13 protein-coding genes and 1 pseudogene are annotated in these 14,082 nt (G+C 76.3%); 7 read left to right on the plus strand and 7 right to left on the minus strand.

Annotated features, from left to right (window positions below; all coding sequences use genetic code 11):
- Window positions 1-23 precede the first annotated feature (23 nt).
- On the plus strand, window positions 24-803 hold the full coding sequence (locus ACIQFX_RS25840; RefSeq protein WP_402468213.1) for an MBL fold metallo-hydrolase: 780 nt from the start codon (window positions 24-26) through the stop codon (window positions 801-803).
- Between the two features lie 26 nt (window positions 804-829).
- A pseudogene (locus ACIQFX_RS25845) lies at window positions 830-1,426 on the plus strand (DedA family protein); the annotation flags it as partial.
- 117 nt (window positions 1,427-1,543) lie between these two features.
- Here the strand turns inward: ACIQFX_RS25845 and ACIQFX_RS25850 are convergent.
- The 3 genes from ACIQFX_RS25850 to ACIQFX_RS25860 form a co-directional block, all read right to left on the minus strand.
- Window positions 1,544-2,608, minus strand: a complete 1,065-nt coding sequence (locus tag ACIQFX_RS25850) for an MBL fold metallo-hydrolase (protein ID WP_402467763.1) — start codon at window positions 2,606-2,608, stop codon at window positions 1,544-1,546.
- A gap of 148 nt (window positions 2,609-2,756) precedes the next feature.
- Window positions 2,757-3,989 carry an aminotransferase class I/II-fold pyridoxal phosphate-dependent enzyme gene (locus ACIQFX_RS25855; RefSeq protein ID WP_402467766.1) on the minus strand — a complete coding sequence of 411 codons (1,233 nt, stop codon included), beginning with the start codon at window positions 3,987-3,989 and terminating at the stop codon, window positions 2,757-2,759.
- 52 nt (window positions 3,990-4,041) lie between these two features.
- Window positions 4,042-5,328, minus strand: coding sequence for a sulfite oxidase (locus tag ACIQFX_RS25860; RefSeq protein WP_402467769.1), 1,287 nt, complete (start codon window positions 5,326-5,328; stop codon window positions 4,042-4,044).
- 264 nt (window positions 5,329-5,592) lie between these two features.
- Between ACIQFX_RS25860 and ACIQFX_RS25865 the strand changes: the two genes are divergently transcribed.
- Both ACIQFX_RS25865 and ACIQFX_RS25870 read left to right on the plus strand, forming a co-directional pair.
- Window positions 5,593-6,111 carry a GNAT family N-acetyltransferase gene (locus ACIQFX_RS25865; protein ID WP_402467772.1) on the plus strand — a complete coding sequence of 173 codons (519 nt, stop codon included), beginning with the start codon at window positions 5,593-5,595 and terminating at the stop codon, window positions 6,109-6,111.
- 89 nt (window positions 6,112-6,200) lie between these two features.
- Window positions 6,201-7,037 (plus strand): methyltransferase domain-containing protein, encoded by an 837-nt coding sequence (locus ACIQFX_RS25870; RefSeq protein WP_402467774.1) that lies wholly within the window; start codon window positions 6,201-6,203, stop codon window positions 7,035-7,037.
- A gap of 517 nt (window positions 7,038-7,554) precedes the next feature.
- Here the strand turns inward: ACIQFX_RS25870 and ACIQFX_RS25875 are convergent.
- The gene (locus ACIQFX_RS25875) at window positions 7,555-9,795 is read right to left on the minus strand and encodes a DUF5107 domain-containing protein (RefSeq protein ID WP_402467776.1); all 2,241 of its coding nucleotides are present in this window, start codon (window positions 9,793-9,795) and stop codon (window positions 7,555-7,557) included.
- Window positions 9,796-9,975: 180 nt separating this feature from the next.
- Here ACIQFX_RS25875 and ACIQFX_RS25880 point away from each other — a divergent pair, with 180 nt between their 5' ends.
- Window positions 9,976-10,308 carry a DUF6204 family protein gene (locus ACIQFX_RS25880; RefSeq protein WP_376480326.1) on the plus strand — a complete coding sequence of 111 codons (333 nt, stop codon included), beginning with the start codon at window positions 9,976-9,978 and terminating at the stop codon, window positions 10,306-10,308.
- Here the strand turns inward: ACIQFX_RS25880 and ACIQFX_RS25885 are convergent.
- The 3 genes from ACIQFX_RS25885 to ACIQFX_RS25895 all read right to left on the minus strand — a co-directional run bounded on the left by ACIQFX_RS25885 (window position 10,296) and on the right by ACIQFX_RS25895 (window position 11,685).
- Window positions 10,296-10,862, minus strand: a complete 567-nt coding sequence (locus ACIQFX_RS25885) for a GNAT family N-acetyltransferase (RefSeq protein WP_402467779.1) — start codon at window positions 10,860-10,862, stop codon at window positions 10,296-10,298. The two genes, ACIQFX_RS25880 and ACIQFX_RS25885, sit on opposite strands and share 13 nt — an antisense overlap.
- 224 nt (window positions 10,863-11,086) lie before the next feature.
- Complete coding sequence (locus ACIQFX_RS25890; protein ID WP_402467781.1) at window positions 11,087-11,437, minus strand: hypothetical protein; 351 nt, start codon at window positions 11,435-11,437, stop codon at window positions 11,087-11,089.
- Window positions 11,434-11,685 (minus strand): DUF1049 domain-containing protein, encoded by a 252-nt coding sequence (locus ACIQFX_RS25895; RefSeq protein ID WP_402467784.1) that lies wholly within the window; start codon window positions 11,683-11,685, stop codon window positions 11,434-11,436. Before ACIQFX_RS25895 ends, ACIQFX_RS25890 begins: the two co-directional genes overlap by 4 nt.
- Window positions 11,686-11,878: 193 nt before the next feature.
- Here ACIQFX_RS25895 and ACIQFX_RS25900 point away from each other — a divergent pair, with 193 nt between their 5' ends.
- Together ACIQFX_RS25900 and ACIQFX_RS25905 are read left to right on the plus strand one after the other, a co-directional pair.
- Window positions 11,879-12,652, plus strand: coding sequence for a GntR family transcriptional regulator (locus ACIQFX_RS25900; protein ID WP_402467786.1), 774 nt, complete (start codon window positions 11,879-11,881; stop codon window positions 12,650-12,652).
- Window positions 12,653-12,894: 242 nt separating this feature from the next.
- Complete coding sequence (locus tag ACIQFX_RS25905; protein ID WP_376480331.1) at window positions 12,895-13,983, plus strand: adenosine deaminase; 1,089 nt, start codon at window positions 12,895-12,897, stop codon at window positions 13,981-13,983.
- Window positions 13,984-14,082: the final 99 nt, after the last annotated feature.

The following is a 14,082-nucleotide window of genomic DNA, read 5'->3' on the forward strand; positions in this document are numbered from 1 at the left end:
CGCACCCGAGGACGGAAGGCGGCATACCGGTGGAGGTCACCTGGTGGGGTCACGCGACCTGCACGGTCGAGGACTCCGGGGTCCGCTTCCTCACCGACCCGCTGTTCGCCCGGCGCCTCGCCCATCTGCGGCGGCGCCGCGGCGCCCTGCCGCCGCCGGAGGCCGCCCGGGCCGAGGCCGTCCTCGTCTCGCACCTGCACGCCGACCACCTGCACCTGCCCTCGCTCGCCCTGCTCGCGCCCGGGACCCGGATCGTCGTGCCGCGCGGGGCGCCCGCCGCCGTGCCGGGCCTGCGCAGGCTCGACGGCGACGGGCTGCGGCTGACGGAGGTGGAGCCGGGCGACACGGTGACGGTGGAGGGCGTGACCGTGCGGGCCGTGCCGGCGCTGCACGACGGGCGGCGCCTGCCGGTCGGGCGGCACCGGGCGCCCGCGCTCGGGTACGTCGTCGAGGGCGAGGCGCGGACGTACTTCGCCGGGGACACCGGGCTGTTCGACGGCATGGCGGAGGCGGTCGGGCCGGTGGACGTGGCCCTGCTGCCGGTCGGCGGCTGGGGTCCGTACCTCGGGCACGGCCACCTCGACGCGGGGCGGGCGGCCGAGGCGCTCGCCGCGCTCTCGCCGGCGGCGGCGGTGCCGGTGCACTACGGCACGTACTGGCCGATCGGGCTCGACGGGATCCGGCCGCACGAGTTCCACGCCCCGGGGGACGAGTTCGTCCGGCACGCGGCGCGACTCGCCCCGAAGGTGGCGGTGCACCTGCTGGGCCACGGCGAGAAGGTGCGGCCGGAGGTCGCCCGGTGATCGGTGGGTTCACCGGTGTGGCCACGGTGGTGCGGGAGCTGCCGCCGGAGTCGACGCAGCAGGCCGTCGGCTACCCGTCGCTGTTCCTGCTCGTCGCGCTGGGCGCGCTGGTGCCGATCGTGCCGACGGGTGCGATCGTCAGTTCGGCGGCGGTGGTCGCCTTCCACCAGAGCTCGCCGACGGCGCTGCTGTTCGTCTTCCTGGTGGCGGCCTTCGCTGCGTGGCTGGGCGACACGGCGCTGTACTGGCTGGGGCAGCGCGGGGTCCGTTCCCGCAACGGTTCGCGGTGGCTCGCCGCGCTGCGCGGCCGGGTCACCCCCGAGCGGCTCTCGCAGGCGCAGGAGCGGCTGGAGACGCATCAGGTGTCGGTGCTCGTGCTGTCCCGTCTGGTGCCGGCGGGCCGGATCCCGGTGATGCTGGCCTGCCTGCTCGCCGAGATGCCGCTGCGCCGGTTCGTCCGGGGCGACCTGGCGGCCTGCCTGGCGTGGGCGGCGGCGTACCAGCTGATCGGCATCCTGGGCGGTTCCCTCTTCCCCGAGCCCTGGCAGGGCGTCGTGGCGGCGGTCGGCCTCACGGTGCTGGTCAGCGCGGTCCCCGGCCTGTGGCGGCGGCTCCGCGAGAAGCGGCGGACGGGAGGGGGACGCGCCCCGGGGAACGGGTCCGGGAGGAGCGGCGGCGCGCCCGGGAACGACGTGCCGGGGAACGGCGTCACCGGGAACGGCCCCTCCGGGAAAGGCGTTTCAGGGCACGAGCACCCGTGAGCCGCCGACCGGCAGGTCCCAGAGTTCCTCGCGGGGCAGCCCGGCCTTCTCCCAGGCGGCCCTGACGCGGGTGAGGGGTTCGAGGACGGGCTCGGAGGAGAGGACGAAGGTCGCCCAGTGCATGGGGGCCATGCGGCGTGCGCCGAGGTCCTGGTGGGCGCGGACCGCTTCCTCGGGGTCGGTGTGGACGTCGCTGAGCCACCAGCGCGGGTCGTACGCGCCGATGGGGAGCAGCGCCAGGTCGATCCCGGGGTAGCGGCGGCCGATCTCGGCGAACCAGTGGCCGTATCCGGTGTCGCCGGCGAAGTGGACGCGGCGCCCGGAGCGGTCGGTGAGCACCCAGCCGCCCCAGAGGGAGCGGCAGGTGTCGAGGAGGGTGCGCTTGGACCAGTGGTGGGCCGGGACGAAGTCGAAGCGGACGCCGTCGAGTTCGGCCGCTTCCCACCAGTCGAGTTCGGTGACGCGGTGGAACCCCCGGCGGGCGAACCAGCGGCCGAGTCCGGCAGGGACGAAGACGGGGGTGTGGCGGGGCAGCCGTCGGAGGGTGGGGGCGTCGAGGTGGTCGAAGTGGTTGTGGCTGATGACGACGGCGTCGACGGCCGGGAGGTCCTCCCAGCGGACGCCGACGGGGGTGAGCCGGGCCGGGGTGCCGAAGATGCGCCGGGACCAGACCGGGTCGGTGAGGACGGTGAGCCCGCCGATGCGCAGGACCCAACTGGCGTGCCCCGCCCAGGTGACGGCGAGCGTGTCGGGGCCCGCGGGCGGCAGCGGGCCGGGTTCGAAGGGCAGCAGGGGGGTGTCGCGGAGCCCTTCGGGGCGGGGGCGTACGGCGCCTTCGCGGGCGAGGCGCGCGAGGGCGCGGACGCCGGGGAGGGGCGCGGTGAGCCGGTCGACGAAGGTGCGGGGCCAGTCGTGGCGCAGCCGGCCGACGGGCTGGAGCACCGGGGTGGGGGCCGAGGCGGGGGCGGGTGCGGGGGCCTTGCCGGGATCGAGGTGGGGCGCGGACTGTCCGGCCCGGGCGGGATGCGCCGTCCGTTCGGTCATCTGCGGGCTCCGTTCTGCGCGGCTCGGGCGGGGCGTCGCCGGTGCGGGGGGCGGGGGGCGGGGTTCCGGCGGTGCGGCGTGCGGGGTGCCACGTACCAGTGCGGGGTGCGCGGTTCGAGGTCCGGTCGGGCGCCGCTCGGGCGGGCCGTCACCGGAGTTCCTCCAGGGCTCCTCCGAACTCGGCTAGTTTCCGGGCCACATGGGGCAGGTCGAGGGGGTCGCGGGCGTCGAGGGTCTCGGCGCGTTCGGCCTCGGTGGTGCCCAGGAACATGACGGTGCCGAACCTGACGCGGAGGGCGCCGGGTTCGTCGCCGAAGCGGTGGCCGCCGGGGACGGGGGCGCCGAGCCGTGCGGTGAGGTGGCTCTCCAGGTCCAGGGAGTCGGTGACGCCGCGGGCGGCGAGGCCGGGGCGGAGCGGCCCGAGGTCGGCGTAGAGGTGGCGGCCGGCCTGCGGGGGCCTGGCGAGGGCGCCGGCGGCGAGGACGGTGCGGTGCGCGGCCGCGGCGAGCCGCCCGTGGACGGCGGCGGCGTGCCGGGCCCGTACGGTGACGTCCTCGGGTTCGTCGAGGGCGTGCGCGGCGGCGGGGGCCACCGGGCCGGGGACGACGGCCCCGAGGACGGTGAGCACGTCGAGGACGCGGGCCCTGCGATCGGTCCAGCGGTCGGCGCGCGAGGGGTCCGTGGGCGGGAAGCGGGCGACGGCGCAGGGCCAGGCGGCCGGGGTGAGGGCGCCGCCGAGGTCGCTGAGGACGGTGACGTCGTCGGGGCACATCTCGGCGGGGCCGAGAAGCACGGTGTCGTGGGGGTGGTGGAGGGTATCGCGCCAGGTCTCGTCGCTGATGACGTGCAGTCCCTCGGCGACGGCGGCCTCGCAGGCCTCGCGGACGATCTCGGGCGGGGCGACGGTGGCGGTGGGGTCGTCGGCGATCGAGAGCAGCAGGACCCGGGGGTCGCCGCCTTCGGCGCGGACGCGCCGGACGGTCTCCAGGAGGGCGTACGGGTCGGGCACGCCGCCGCACTCGGCGGGGGTGGGCACGTGGTACGCCGGACGGCCGAGGAGCCGGGCCTGCGGGGTCCACCAGGCGGGGCAGGGCCGGGGCATCAGGAGGTCGCCGCCGTGGGCGGCGAGCAGGGCGAGGAGGAGGGCGGGGGCTCCGGGGGCGGCGACCACGTCCTCGGGGTGGGTGCGCAGGCCGCGGCGCCACCAGTAGCCGGCGGCGGCCTCCCGGAGGACGGGTCCGCCGCCGGGCGGCTCGGCGGCCGTCCGGGCGGCGGCCGCGGCGAGGAGGGCGGCGAGTCCGGGCAGGACGGGCAGGCCCGTGTCGGGCGCGGGAGGGCCGTAACGCACCGGGCCGCGGCCTTCCGGAGCCGTCTGCCGCATGTCCCGTACCTCCTGAGCGCACGGGGGCGCCGGGCAGGCACCCCCGTGCCCTTTATACGAAGGTTCGGGCGGTTCCGCCGCTTCGGACGACGGTGATCGGGTGACGTACGACCGCGTTGAAGAGGTACCCCTGGGTGTTGTGGACGGCCCGCTCGGGCTGGGTGTTGCCGGCGGCGTCGGTGGTACGGGAGAGCAGGGTGACGGGTCCGGTGGTGTGCGGGCGCCACGGCACGGTCCAGCGGACCCAGCCGTCCTTGCGGGGGGTGTCGAGGAGCCGGGCGTGGCGCCAGTGGGCGCCGCCGTCGGTGGAGACCTCGACGGTCCGCACGGGCGCGAGGGCGGACCAGGCGCGTCCGGTGAGCCGGTGGACACGGCCGGACTCCAGGGTGGCGCCGAAGGGCAGCTGGTAGGCGGACTTGAGGGTCTGGCGGCTGATCGGGGCGCTGCCGCCGGCCGGGTGCGCGGGGCCGAAGAGGCGGTACCAGTCGGTGGACCACGGCGAGTCGAGCGGGCGGGTGGAGACCTCGATGTCGCCGAGCCACTTGACGGACGCGATGCCCACCCAGCCGGGGACGACGAGCCGGACCGGGTAGCCGTGGTCGTACGGGAGCGGTTCGCCGTTCATCTCGTACGCGAGGATCACGTCGTCGAAGGCCTTGGCGACCGGCAGCGGGCGCCGCACCCGGCCGTAATCGACGCCGCCGGAGACGTACGGGTCGTCGAGGCCTCGCGGCTGGAGGTCGACGGCGTCGCGGGCGATCCCGGCGCGCCGCAGCACGTCGGAGAGGCGGACGCCGCGCCAGCGGGCGGCTCCGACGGCGCCGAGGGTCCAGGAGGTGCCGGTGACCGGCTCGCCCTGCTGGCTGGTGTAGAGGCTGCGGCCGTTTCCGGCGCACTCGATCAGGGCCGTCCGGGTGACGGAGGGCAGGTCGCGCAGCCGGCCGTAGGTGAAGTGGACGGGGCTCCGGCCGTGGAGGCCGTCACCCCAGAGGGTCAGCCGCCAGTCGTCGGCGTCGAGCACCGGGGTGCTGGTGTGGTTGCGGACGAAGAAGCGGTCGGCGGGGGTGAGCAGGCCGGTGTCGCCGAGGGCGTCGTACCGCGCCTCGGCGTTGGTGCCCCGGACGGTGAAGTGCTCGGCCGGGAGGGCCTTGACGATCCCGGGGGCGGTGGCGACCGGCGCGGCGGGTGCGGCGGAGGCCGCCGCGGGCCTGGCGGGTGCCGGCACGGTCGCGGCGCGCGCGGGTGCGGCGGCGGCGATCCCGCCGACTGCGGAGACCGCCGGGCCCGCCGCGATCAGCTTCAGCAGGGAGCGGCGGGCGGGCGCGGGCGAGTACGGCACGGGACTCCTCGGCACGTGGGAGGGGCGGACCGCCGGGCGGCGGCGCGCCGATCCTAGGGGCGCGGGCCGGGCCCGCACGGCCCGTTCACATTCCTGTCATACACGGATTCGCCAGGTCGGGCCGTCCGTCGGAAACCACCGCGGACGACGGCCGCCCGCCCGTCGGGGCGGGCGTCCGGGCGGGCGTCGGGGGCGGGCGGGGGCGGGGGGCGGGGGGGCGGGAAATCGTGAGCGGTCGGCCCTCCCCCGGGCCGACAATGGCGCATGCCGATACGCGAAGCACTTCCCGAGGACGCGGCCGCGCTCGCCGCCGTGCACGTCCGGTCCTGGCGGGCCGCCTACCGCGACCTGCTGCCCGCCGCGTACCTGGACGCCCTCGACGTCGAGGAGCGTTCCACCGTGTGGCGGGCCCGGCTGACGGCGCCGGACCGGCCCACCGTGCTGCTGAGCACGGGCGCGGACGGGCGGCCCGTCGCCTTCTCGTGCTTCCGCGCCTGGCCGGACGAGGACCTGCCCGCCGGGACGGCGGCGGAGCTCGCCGCGCTGTACGCCCTGCCGGAGGTGTGGGGCACGGGCGTCGGGCGGGCGCTGCTCTCGGCGTCGGTCGAGGCGCTCGTGGCGGACGGGTTCCGCGAGGCGGCCCTGTGGGTGTTCGCGGGGAACGAGCGGGGCCGGAGGTTCTACGAGGCGGCGGGCTGGCGGCCGGACGGCGAGGTCGTCCGCGAGGAGACCGGTGGCGTGGTGCTCGACGAACTGCGTTACCGGCGGGCCCTGTTCACTTGAGGTGCCGTCCACATTTCAAGACGCCCATCTCAATATCCGGCCACGCGCTTACGGTGGTGACACGCACCCACACCGAGGGAGTCGCATCCATGACGCACGCCTCCGCACCGTCCGCGGCCCACGAGACCGCGGTCTACACCCACGGCCACCACGAGTCCGTCCTGCGCTCGCACACCTGGCGCACCGCCGCCAACTCGGCGGCCTACCTGCTGCCGGAACTGCGTGCCGGCCTGGACGTCCTGGACGTGGGCTGCGGCCCCGGCACCATCACCGCCGACCTGGCCGCACTGGTGGCGCCCGGCCGCGTGACGGCGGTCGACGCGGCCGACGACGTCCTGGAGAAGGCCCGCGCCGTGACCGCCGAACGCGGCCTGGAGAAGGTCGAGTTCGCCGTGGCCGACGTCCACGCGCTGGACTTCCCCGACGACTCCTTCGACGTCGTCCACGCCCACCAGGTGCTGCAGCACGTCGGCGACCCGGTCCAGGCGCTGCGCGAGATGCGGCGGGTGTGCCGACCCGGCGGCGTCGTCGCGGCCCGCGACAGCGACTACGGGGCCTTCGCCTGGTACCCCGAACGACCCGCGCTGGACGGATGGCTGGACCTGTACCACCGCGTCGCGCGCGCCAACGGCGGCGAACCGGACGCGGGTCGGCGGCTGTTCTCCTGGGCCCGGCAGGCCGGCTTCACCGACGTCACGACGACGGCCGGCACCTGGTGCTTCGCCACCCCGGACGAGCGGGCCTGGTGGAGCGGCCTGTGGGCGGACCGTACGACCGCGTCCGTCTACGCCGAACTGGCCGTGTCCGGCGGCCACGCGACCGCCGCCGAACTGGCGGCGATCGGCGAGGCCTGGCGCGAGTGGGGCGAGCAGGAGGACGCCTGGTTCATGGTCCCGCACGGCGAGATCCTGTGCCGGGTCTCCTGACGCCCCCGCGAGGGGTCCGGGCCGGGCCGTCGACCAGACCCCTGAACGACCGGACCGCCTCGGTCCCGGACCGGACCGCCCCGACTCCGGACCGGACCGCCCCGACTCCGGACCGGACCGCCCCGACTCCGGACCGGGCCGCCCCGACTCCGGGCCTCCAGGATTCCGGAACGGCCCGAACGGACGGGTCCCGGAACGACCGGACCGCCTCAGTCCCGGAAGAAGTCGTGGAATCCGAGGCAGTCAGGGTCCTGGAAGGGGGGAGTCCGGATGCGGGGTGCGGTCCGGCTCCGGCGGGGCGGGCGCGGGGTCCGCGGAGCCGGCCGCCGGCGGCGGCAGCTCGAACCCGCCGCACAGGCACGCGGCGCAGGCACCGGAGAACCGGGGCGCGTCGTGGCGGAAGCGCGGGTGGCCGCACCGGCATTCGGCCGTCGCCCAGGACGTCATCTCCGGACCTCCCGTCCCTCCGCGGCGCGCGCCGCACGGCCCCACCGTACCGCCGCCCCCGGCCCGTGCGTCAGCTCGGGCGCATCCTGAACTCGTAGGCGTCCGGCAGGGGTTCGTCCGTGAGCTCCGCCCACAGCTCGCCCAGGACCTCGGCGCCCTCGCGCAGGTCGGCGACCTCGAAGCCCGCGTCGAAGACGGCGCGGGCCTCGCCCGTCCGGCCCTCCGCGAGCAGGATCCGCGCCTCCAGGAGGCGGAACGCGCCCCTGCCCCGGACCTCCTCCGGGAGCCTCGCCCACACCTCCCCCGCCGTGCCGGGCCGTCCGGCGGCGAGCAGCGCGCCGATCGCCTCGCGCCCGAGCGCCGCGGCCACCGCGAGCCCTTCGCCGGCCCGCGAAACGAGGCCCGCACCGGAGTGCCCGGCACCTGGGTGCCCGGCGTCCGAGTGCGGGGCGTCCGAGTGTCCGGAGTCCACATACCCGGCGCCCGAAGGCCCGGCGTCCAGCGACCGCGCGGCCACGGGCCGGTCGTACGGGGTCCGCGAGTACGGAGTCCGGGGGGTGTACGGGGTCCCGGTGTGCGGGGTCCCGGTGTCCGCGAGCCACGTCTCCACGTGGCCCGTGTCCTGCGGCCCGGCACCCGCCAGGCCGGCGGCCCCGGCCCCGGTCCCGGCACCGAAGGCCTCGGCGTGCTCGGCGAAGGCCTCCGTGAACCGGTCGGCGGCCCGCGCGGGGTGGCCGTCCTCGCGGTCGGCGACGGCCAGGCAGTACAGCAGGGGCCAGCGGACCTCGGCGTCCCGCAGGCCGCGCTCCCAGCTCCGTACCGCCTGGGCGCGGTCACCGGCGTGCCACTGGGCGATGCCGAGGTGGTACTCGGTGGACGGGTCGGCGGGGGCGGTCTCCAGCATGTCCCGCCACGGGGCGGCGACCAGCGGCGGGCCGGGCGCGGCGCCCTTCGCCGGGGCCGGCAGGACGCCGGTGCGCAGCAGCACGCGCCAGGGCTCCTGGTCGGGCCCGATCGTCGACTCGGGGAACGGGGTGCCCGGCAACTCGTAGCGCCCGCGCAGCACTTCGAGCGCGCCCCAGCCGGAGCCGGTCGCGAGGGGCGTCTCCGGCGCGGTGTCGGCGGCGCCCTCCCGCCAGGCCGCGTGGGCGGCGTCGACCGAGGCGCGGGGCAGCGCCGCGGCGAGGGCGCCCTCGACCTCGGTGCGAGCCGCGGCCCAGTCGGCGCCGAGGGCCGTGGCGGGATCGGCGGCCAGCGGCCCGTACGCCTCCAGCCAGCTGAACTCGGCGCCGCCCGCGAGCTCCAGGTGCTCCAGCTGGGTGCGGGCGAGTCCGGCCTGGATCTCGGCGTAGCCGGGGGTGCCGGGCTCGGTCAGCCACTCCTGCCAGCGGCGGCCGCCGCGCTCCGCTCCCCAGAGGAAGAGCTTGCGGCCGCGCAGCGGGTCGGTGGAGGTGTGGACGAGGCCGGTGCCGTCGCCGTCGAGGGCCGCGATCCAGCGGCGCTGCCCGTCGGGCAGGTCGTAGAACCAGTCGGCGGCGTGCGCGCCGTTCAGCGGGTACGAACGGTCGGTGCCGTCCTCGGTGACGGGTACGGGGACCCGGCGCAGGCCGCGGTCGTAGCCGTGGTGCCAGGCCGCGTCGGCGGGGACGAGGACACGGCGGTCCTCGGGCACGGCGGTGTTCGACCACCAGTAGACGGGGGCGGTGTGCTCGTGGGGGTTGCGGACGCGGATCCCGGCGTACAGGAAGTCGGAGCCCTCCGGGAGCCAGAGGTCGACCTGGAAGGGGAGGTCGCGCAGTCGTTCCCACTCCCAGAGGCGGAGCATCGGGCCGCCGTCGGGGGCGGGGACGGTCGCGGCGTGGAGGGGCGAGCAGGACAGGGCGGTGTGGCCGGTGGCGCCGATGTTCCACTCGATGCCGCCGGAGTACCAGGCGCCGTTGAGCGCGAACGCCGCGGGCTGGAACACCGGGTTGCGGTAGAGGAGTTCGCGCCCGGTGGGCTTGTGGTGCAGGGAGTGGACGCGGCCGCCGAGGCCGGGCAGCACGGTCACCCGGAGCCGGTCGTTCTCGATCACGATCGTGTCGAGGTCCGCGGGGGTGCGCTCGCGCCCGTAGCCGTCGCGCACCGGCGCGGGCAGCAGGCTGCGCAGGGGGTCGCGCCCGATGCCTCGGGCCATGTCGCGCGGCAGGGACGCGAGGGTGTGCGCGTCGACCGCGTGCGTCCCGTCGTGGGGGCGCAGGGCGGGCAGCGGGTTGTCCGGGCCCAACGGGGCCGCGGGCAGCGTCAGTACGGCACGTCGTACGGTCGTCATTGCCCCATGGAACACGTCGGCGTCGGCCGTGACCAGGGGTTCTCCGCGTCAGGCTTCGGCAAAGGAGCGGCGGCGCCGGCGGCCCGGATATTCCCGGCGGTCCGGGCGCCCGCCGCCGTACTGTGGCGGGTCGGCGCCGCCCCGGCGGCCGAGGGAACCAGGGCACAGGGAGTACGAGGAATGGGCACGCAGCACACCTACCGGGTCATCGTGCGCGGCACGTTCGACGGTCTGTCGGAGGAGAGCCGCACCCGGCTGCTCGCCGAGGTCGATGCGCACGGGCTGACCGCGATGCAGTTCACCGAGGAGGGCTCGCTCGCCTACGACCGGACGCTGAAGCACTTCTCGTACCGTCTGGTCGTCGTCTCCGACGCGGCGGACGGCGACGAGATGGCGGGGGCCCTCGCCGAGGACCGGGTGGAGACCGCGCTCAAGGAGCTCGGCCACGCGCACGGGCCACTGCGCTCCACCGTGACGGACCTCGACACGATGAAGATCAACTACAAGCGCTGAGCCGCGCCCGTGGGTTCCGGGGCCGTGATCGCCCAGCGTTCGTGGTCCCGCCAGGCGCCGTCGATGAACAGCATCGCCGGCGAGAACCCCTCCAGGCGGAAGCCCGCGCGGCGGACGAGCGCGCGGGAGGCAGTGTTGCCCGGCTGGATGTTCGCCTCCAGGCGGTGCAGCTCCAGCGGCCCGAAGGCGTACGCCAGGAGCACCCCGAGCGCCTCGGTGAGCAGTCCGCGCCCGGCGGCGTGCGCGAAGGCGCCGTAGCCGAGCGCCCCGCTGCGGAAGGCGCCGCGGACGATGTTGTTGATGTTGACGAACCCGGCGATCCGGCCGCCGTCCTCCCGCTCGCACACCAGGAACCCGGCGCGCGCCGGGTCCCCCAGGAGCACACCCGCGTACGCGGCGTACGCCTCCGCCGTGCACGGCGGGAACAGCCAGGGGCGGTGCAGCTCCCGGCTCTCCCGGGCACGCGCGGTGAACTCCCCCGCGTCGTCGTGCGAGAAGGCGCGCAGGCCCACGCGGGGCCCCGCCGCGAGGTACCGGCCGTGATCGTCGGACATGGGGCCAGGCTAGGGCCTGTCCGGCGGATCACGGGCGGACCGAGGTCGGAACAGGGCGTGGCGCGCGGGTGCGGCCTCCCGGTGCGGTGTCCGGGTACGGCGTACGGGTGGACGTACGGGTGCGACGTACGGGGCCGGCGCGCGCGTGGGCGTCCGGGGCCCGGCCGTCCGCGCACGGCTTCTGCGGTGTCCGGGGTCGGCCGTCCGCGCGCGGCGCAGCGGGCTCAGCGGCGGGCGCTCTGGACGCGCGGGGGGCAGCTCTCGCCCCTGCGGACGACGCCGATCATGACCGTGGTGCGGCGGTCGAGGCCCGTGCCGGCCGACGGGTACTGGGTGCAGACCTGCCAGCTCGGCGGCCAGAGCACCCGCCGGTCGCGTCCGCTCACGTCGTGGACGTCGAGCCTGGTCCGGCGCGGGAGGCGGGTGAAGACCCGCCAGAGCCCGCGGCCCAGGAAGTCCGGCATCGGGCGCGCCCCGGCGTCGTCACCGGGGGCGGCGGCCTCCCCGGCCGAGCCGGCGGCGAGGGCCGCGAGCGCGAGGAGCGCTCCCGCGCCCACGGCGGCGGCCCGCTTCACTTCCGCCTCCGGGCGGCGGTGTAGTAACCGCAGGCGGCGCCGAGGAGGGCGGTCGCGAGCAGGGCCCCGTACAGCGGCATGGTCACTTCGGGGATCAGGAGTCGGATCTTGACCTCGCGGGTGTTCTCGAAAATGAAGACCAGGGTGAGGACCGCGACCGCGATCATCGCGATCCGGCCCGGGGTGAAGGCTCCGCTGAACCGGGACGTGCCCCCGTGCGCTGCCCGTGGCGTCTCCTTGGGACTCATGCCCGGCCCCTCTCCTCCGCTCGTGCCGTCGGTCGTATCCGGGCGACCGCCGTGGGTCCAGAATGGGCCGAGCGGAGCCCCACCGGGCCGGTGGGAGGAGCCGTACGGGTGACCTGTCAGACAACGTGGGCCGCTACCGTGGGTGCCGGACACCGGCGGGGACCAGGCGGCCGGGACGAGACGAGGAGGGGCCGTGGCGGTCAGCGGACAGCGGCGGCGACCGGTCGTGGCGCTCTACGAGCGGATCGCGGACGCCGTCCACGACGGCACCTACCCTCCGGGCTCGACACTCCCCTCCGAACCGAAGCTCGCCGCCGAGCTGGGCGTGAGCCGGCCGGCCCTGCGCGAGGCGCTCCTGCTGCTCCAGGAGGACGGCGTCCTGACCGTGCGCCGCGGGGTCGGCCGCACGGTCAACGACCGACCGCCGCGGCGCGGCTTCGAGCACGTCCAGCCGCTGGAGGAGCTCATCGGCGCCGGTGCGCCGCTGCGCGTGAGGGCGCTGCTGCGCACCGTCGAGGAGCCGACCGACTTCACCACCCAGCACCTGCTCGCCCCGGCCCGCGCCGAGCTGCGCTTCTGGGAGTCGGTGCTGACAGGAGAGGGCACGGCGGCGGCCCTCAGCCACGAGTGGGCGGCGCCGGACGACCTGCTCGCCCGGGTCCACCCCGACTTCGCCCGCGCGCTGCGGGCGGCTGACCCCGAACCCCCCGCGGCTGCCGGGCCCGGCCACGCCGTCTCCATGCTCTCGGTCCTCGTCGGCGCCTCCCGCGAGACGGCCCTGAGCGCACACAGCGGCATCACGGCCACCCTGCTCGGGCGCCGGCGCGGCGAGCAGCTCGGCCGCCCCGCGGACACGCCCGCGGTCCTGGTCACCCAGGTCGTGCGGGTCGGCGAGACGCCCGTCCTGGCCGCCAAGCACATGCTCCCCACGGGCGCGCCCGCACTGCCGGTGCTGCAGTCCCACTGACCACCGGCCGACGGGTCGAGGGCAGGCTCCACCGACCACCGGCCGACAGGTAGAGGGCAGGCTCCACCGACCACCGGCCGACAGGTAGAGGGCAGGCTCCACCGACCACCGGCCGACGGGTCGAGGGCGAGCTCCGCCGAACGGTTCCCCGGGCCCCTGCGGGGCCCCCGGCGCGTCGCGCGCCGGTCGCCCGTCGTCGCCGTCACAGCACCCGTCCCGGGCGTGGCGTACACTTCCCGGCCATGCACTTGTCTGACAACTCCGCCACGCCTGCCGCCCCCGCCGTTTCCGAGTGGATCCGCCGGGCCCCCAAGGCCGTCCTCCACGACCACCTCGACGGCGGGCTGCGCCCCGCGACCATCGTCGAGCTGGCCCGCGAGTGCGGCTACACCGCGCTGCCGACCGAGGACCCGGCCGCGCTCGCGGTGTGGTTCCGGGACGCCGCCGACTCCGGTTCGCTGGAGCGGTACCTGGAGACGTTCGCCCACACCTGCGCGGTGATGCAGACCCGCGAGGCGCTGGCGCGCATCGCGGCCGAGTGCGCCGAGGACCTGGCGGCGGACGGCGTCGTCTACGCCGAGATCCGCTACGCCCCCGAACAGCACCTGGAGGGCGGGCTGACCCTCGACGAGGTCGTCGAGGCGGTCAACGACGGTTTCCGCGAGGGCGAGCGCCGCTCCGGCGGCCGGATCACCGTCCGTACGCTGCTCACCGGCATGCGCCACACGGACCGGTCGCTGGAGATCGCGCGCCTCACGGTCGCGCACCGCGACAACGGCGTGGCCGGCTTCGACATAGCCGGCGGCGAGATCGGCAACCCGCCGGCCCGCCACCTCCCCGCCTTCCAGCACCTGAAGCGGGAGAACTGCCACTTCACCATCCACGCGGGCGAGGCCGTCGGCGCGGAGTCGATCCACGAGGCCGTGCAGGTCTGCGGCACCGAGCGGATCGGCCACGGCGTCCGGATCACGGACGACATCGCCGAGGACGGCACCCTGGGCCGGCTGGCCTCGTACGTCCGCGACAACCGCATCGCCCTGGAGGTCTGCCCCACCTCCAACCTCCAGACGGGCGCGGCGAAGGACTACGCCTCGCACCCGATCGACGAGCTCCGCCGCCTCGGCTTCCGCATCACGCTGAACACCGACAACCGCCTGGTCTCCGGCACCACCATGAGCGAGGAGTTCCAGCACATGGTGGACGCCTTCGGGTACGGCCCCGAGGTCTTCGAGGAGTTCACCGTCGCCGCCCTCGACGCCGCGTTCCTCCCGCTGCCGGACCGCCGGCGGCTGATCGACGAGGTCGTCCGCCCGGGGTACGCGGCGCTCTAGGGCCTGTCTGAACGATTCCCGCCGGGTTGCGGCCCGGACGGCACCCGTACGGCGCCCGTACGGCACCCGGCCGGTCCCGCAGGCCGGCCGGGCCGCCGG

The organism is Streptomyces sp. NPDC093089 (assembly GCF_044754405.1).
In the GTDB taxonomy this organism is placed as follows: domain Bacteria; phylum Actinomycetota; class Actinomycetes; order Streptomycetales; family Streptomycetaceae; genus Streptomyces.

Bases quoted from the DNA above. Each gene is read 5' to 3' on its own strand.
- ACIQFX_RS25850 (WP_402467763.1), bottom strand. From the start codon at position 2,608: ATGACCGAACGGACGGCGCATCCCGCCCGGGCCGGACAGTCCGCGCCC.
- ACIQFX_RS25895 (WP_402467784.1), bottom strand. From the start codon at position 11,685: ATGAGTCCCAAGGAGACGCCACGGGCAGCGCACGGGGGCACGTCCCGG.
- ACIQFX_RS25880 (WP_376480326.1), top strand. From the start codon at position 9,976: ATGGGCACGCAGCACACCTACCGGGTCATCGTGCGCGGCACGTTCGAC.
- ACIQFX_RS25875 (WP_402467776.1), bottom strand. From the start codon at position 9,795: ATGACGACCGTACGACGTGCCGTACTGACGCTGCCCGCGGCCCCGTTG.
- ACIQFX_RS25870 (WP_402467774.1), top strand. From the start codon at position 6,201: ATGACGCACGCCTCCGCACCGTCCGCGGCCCACGAGACCGCGGTCTAC.
- ACIQFX_RS25885 (WP_402467779.1), bottom strand. From the start codon at position 10,862: ATGTCCGACGATCACGGCCGGTACCTCGCGGCGGGGCCCCGCGTGGGC.
- ACIQFX_RS25905 (WP_376480331.1), top strand. From the start codon at position 12,895: ATGCACTTGTCTGACAACTCCGCCACGCCTGCCGCCCCCGCCGTTTCC.
- ACIQFX_RS25855 (WP_402467766.1), bottom strand. From the start codon at position 3,989: ATGCGGCAGACGGCTCCGGAAGGCCGCGGCCCGGTGCGTTACGGCCCT.
- ACIQFX_RS25865 (WP_402467772.1), top strand. From the start codon at position 5,593: ATGCCGATACGCGAAGCACTTCCCGAGGACGCGGCCGCGCTCGCCGCC.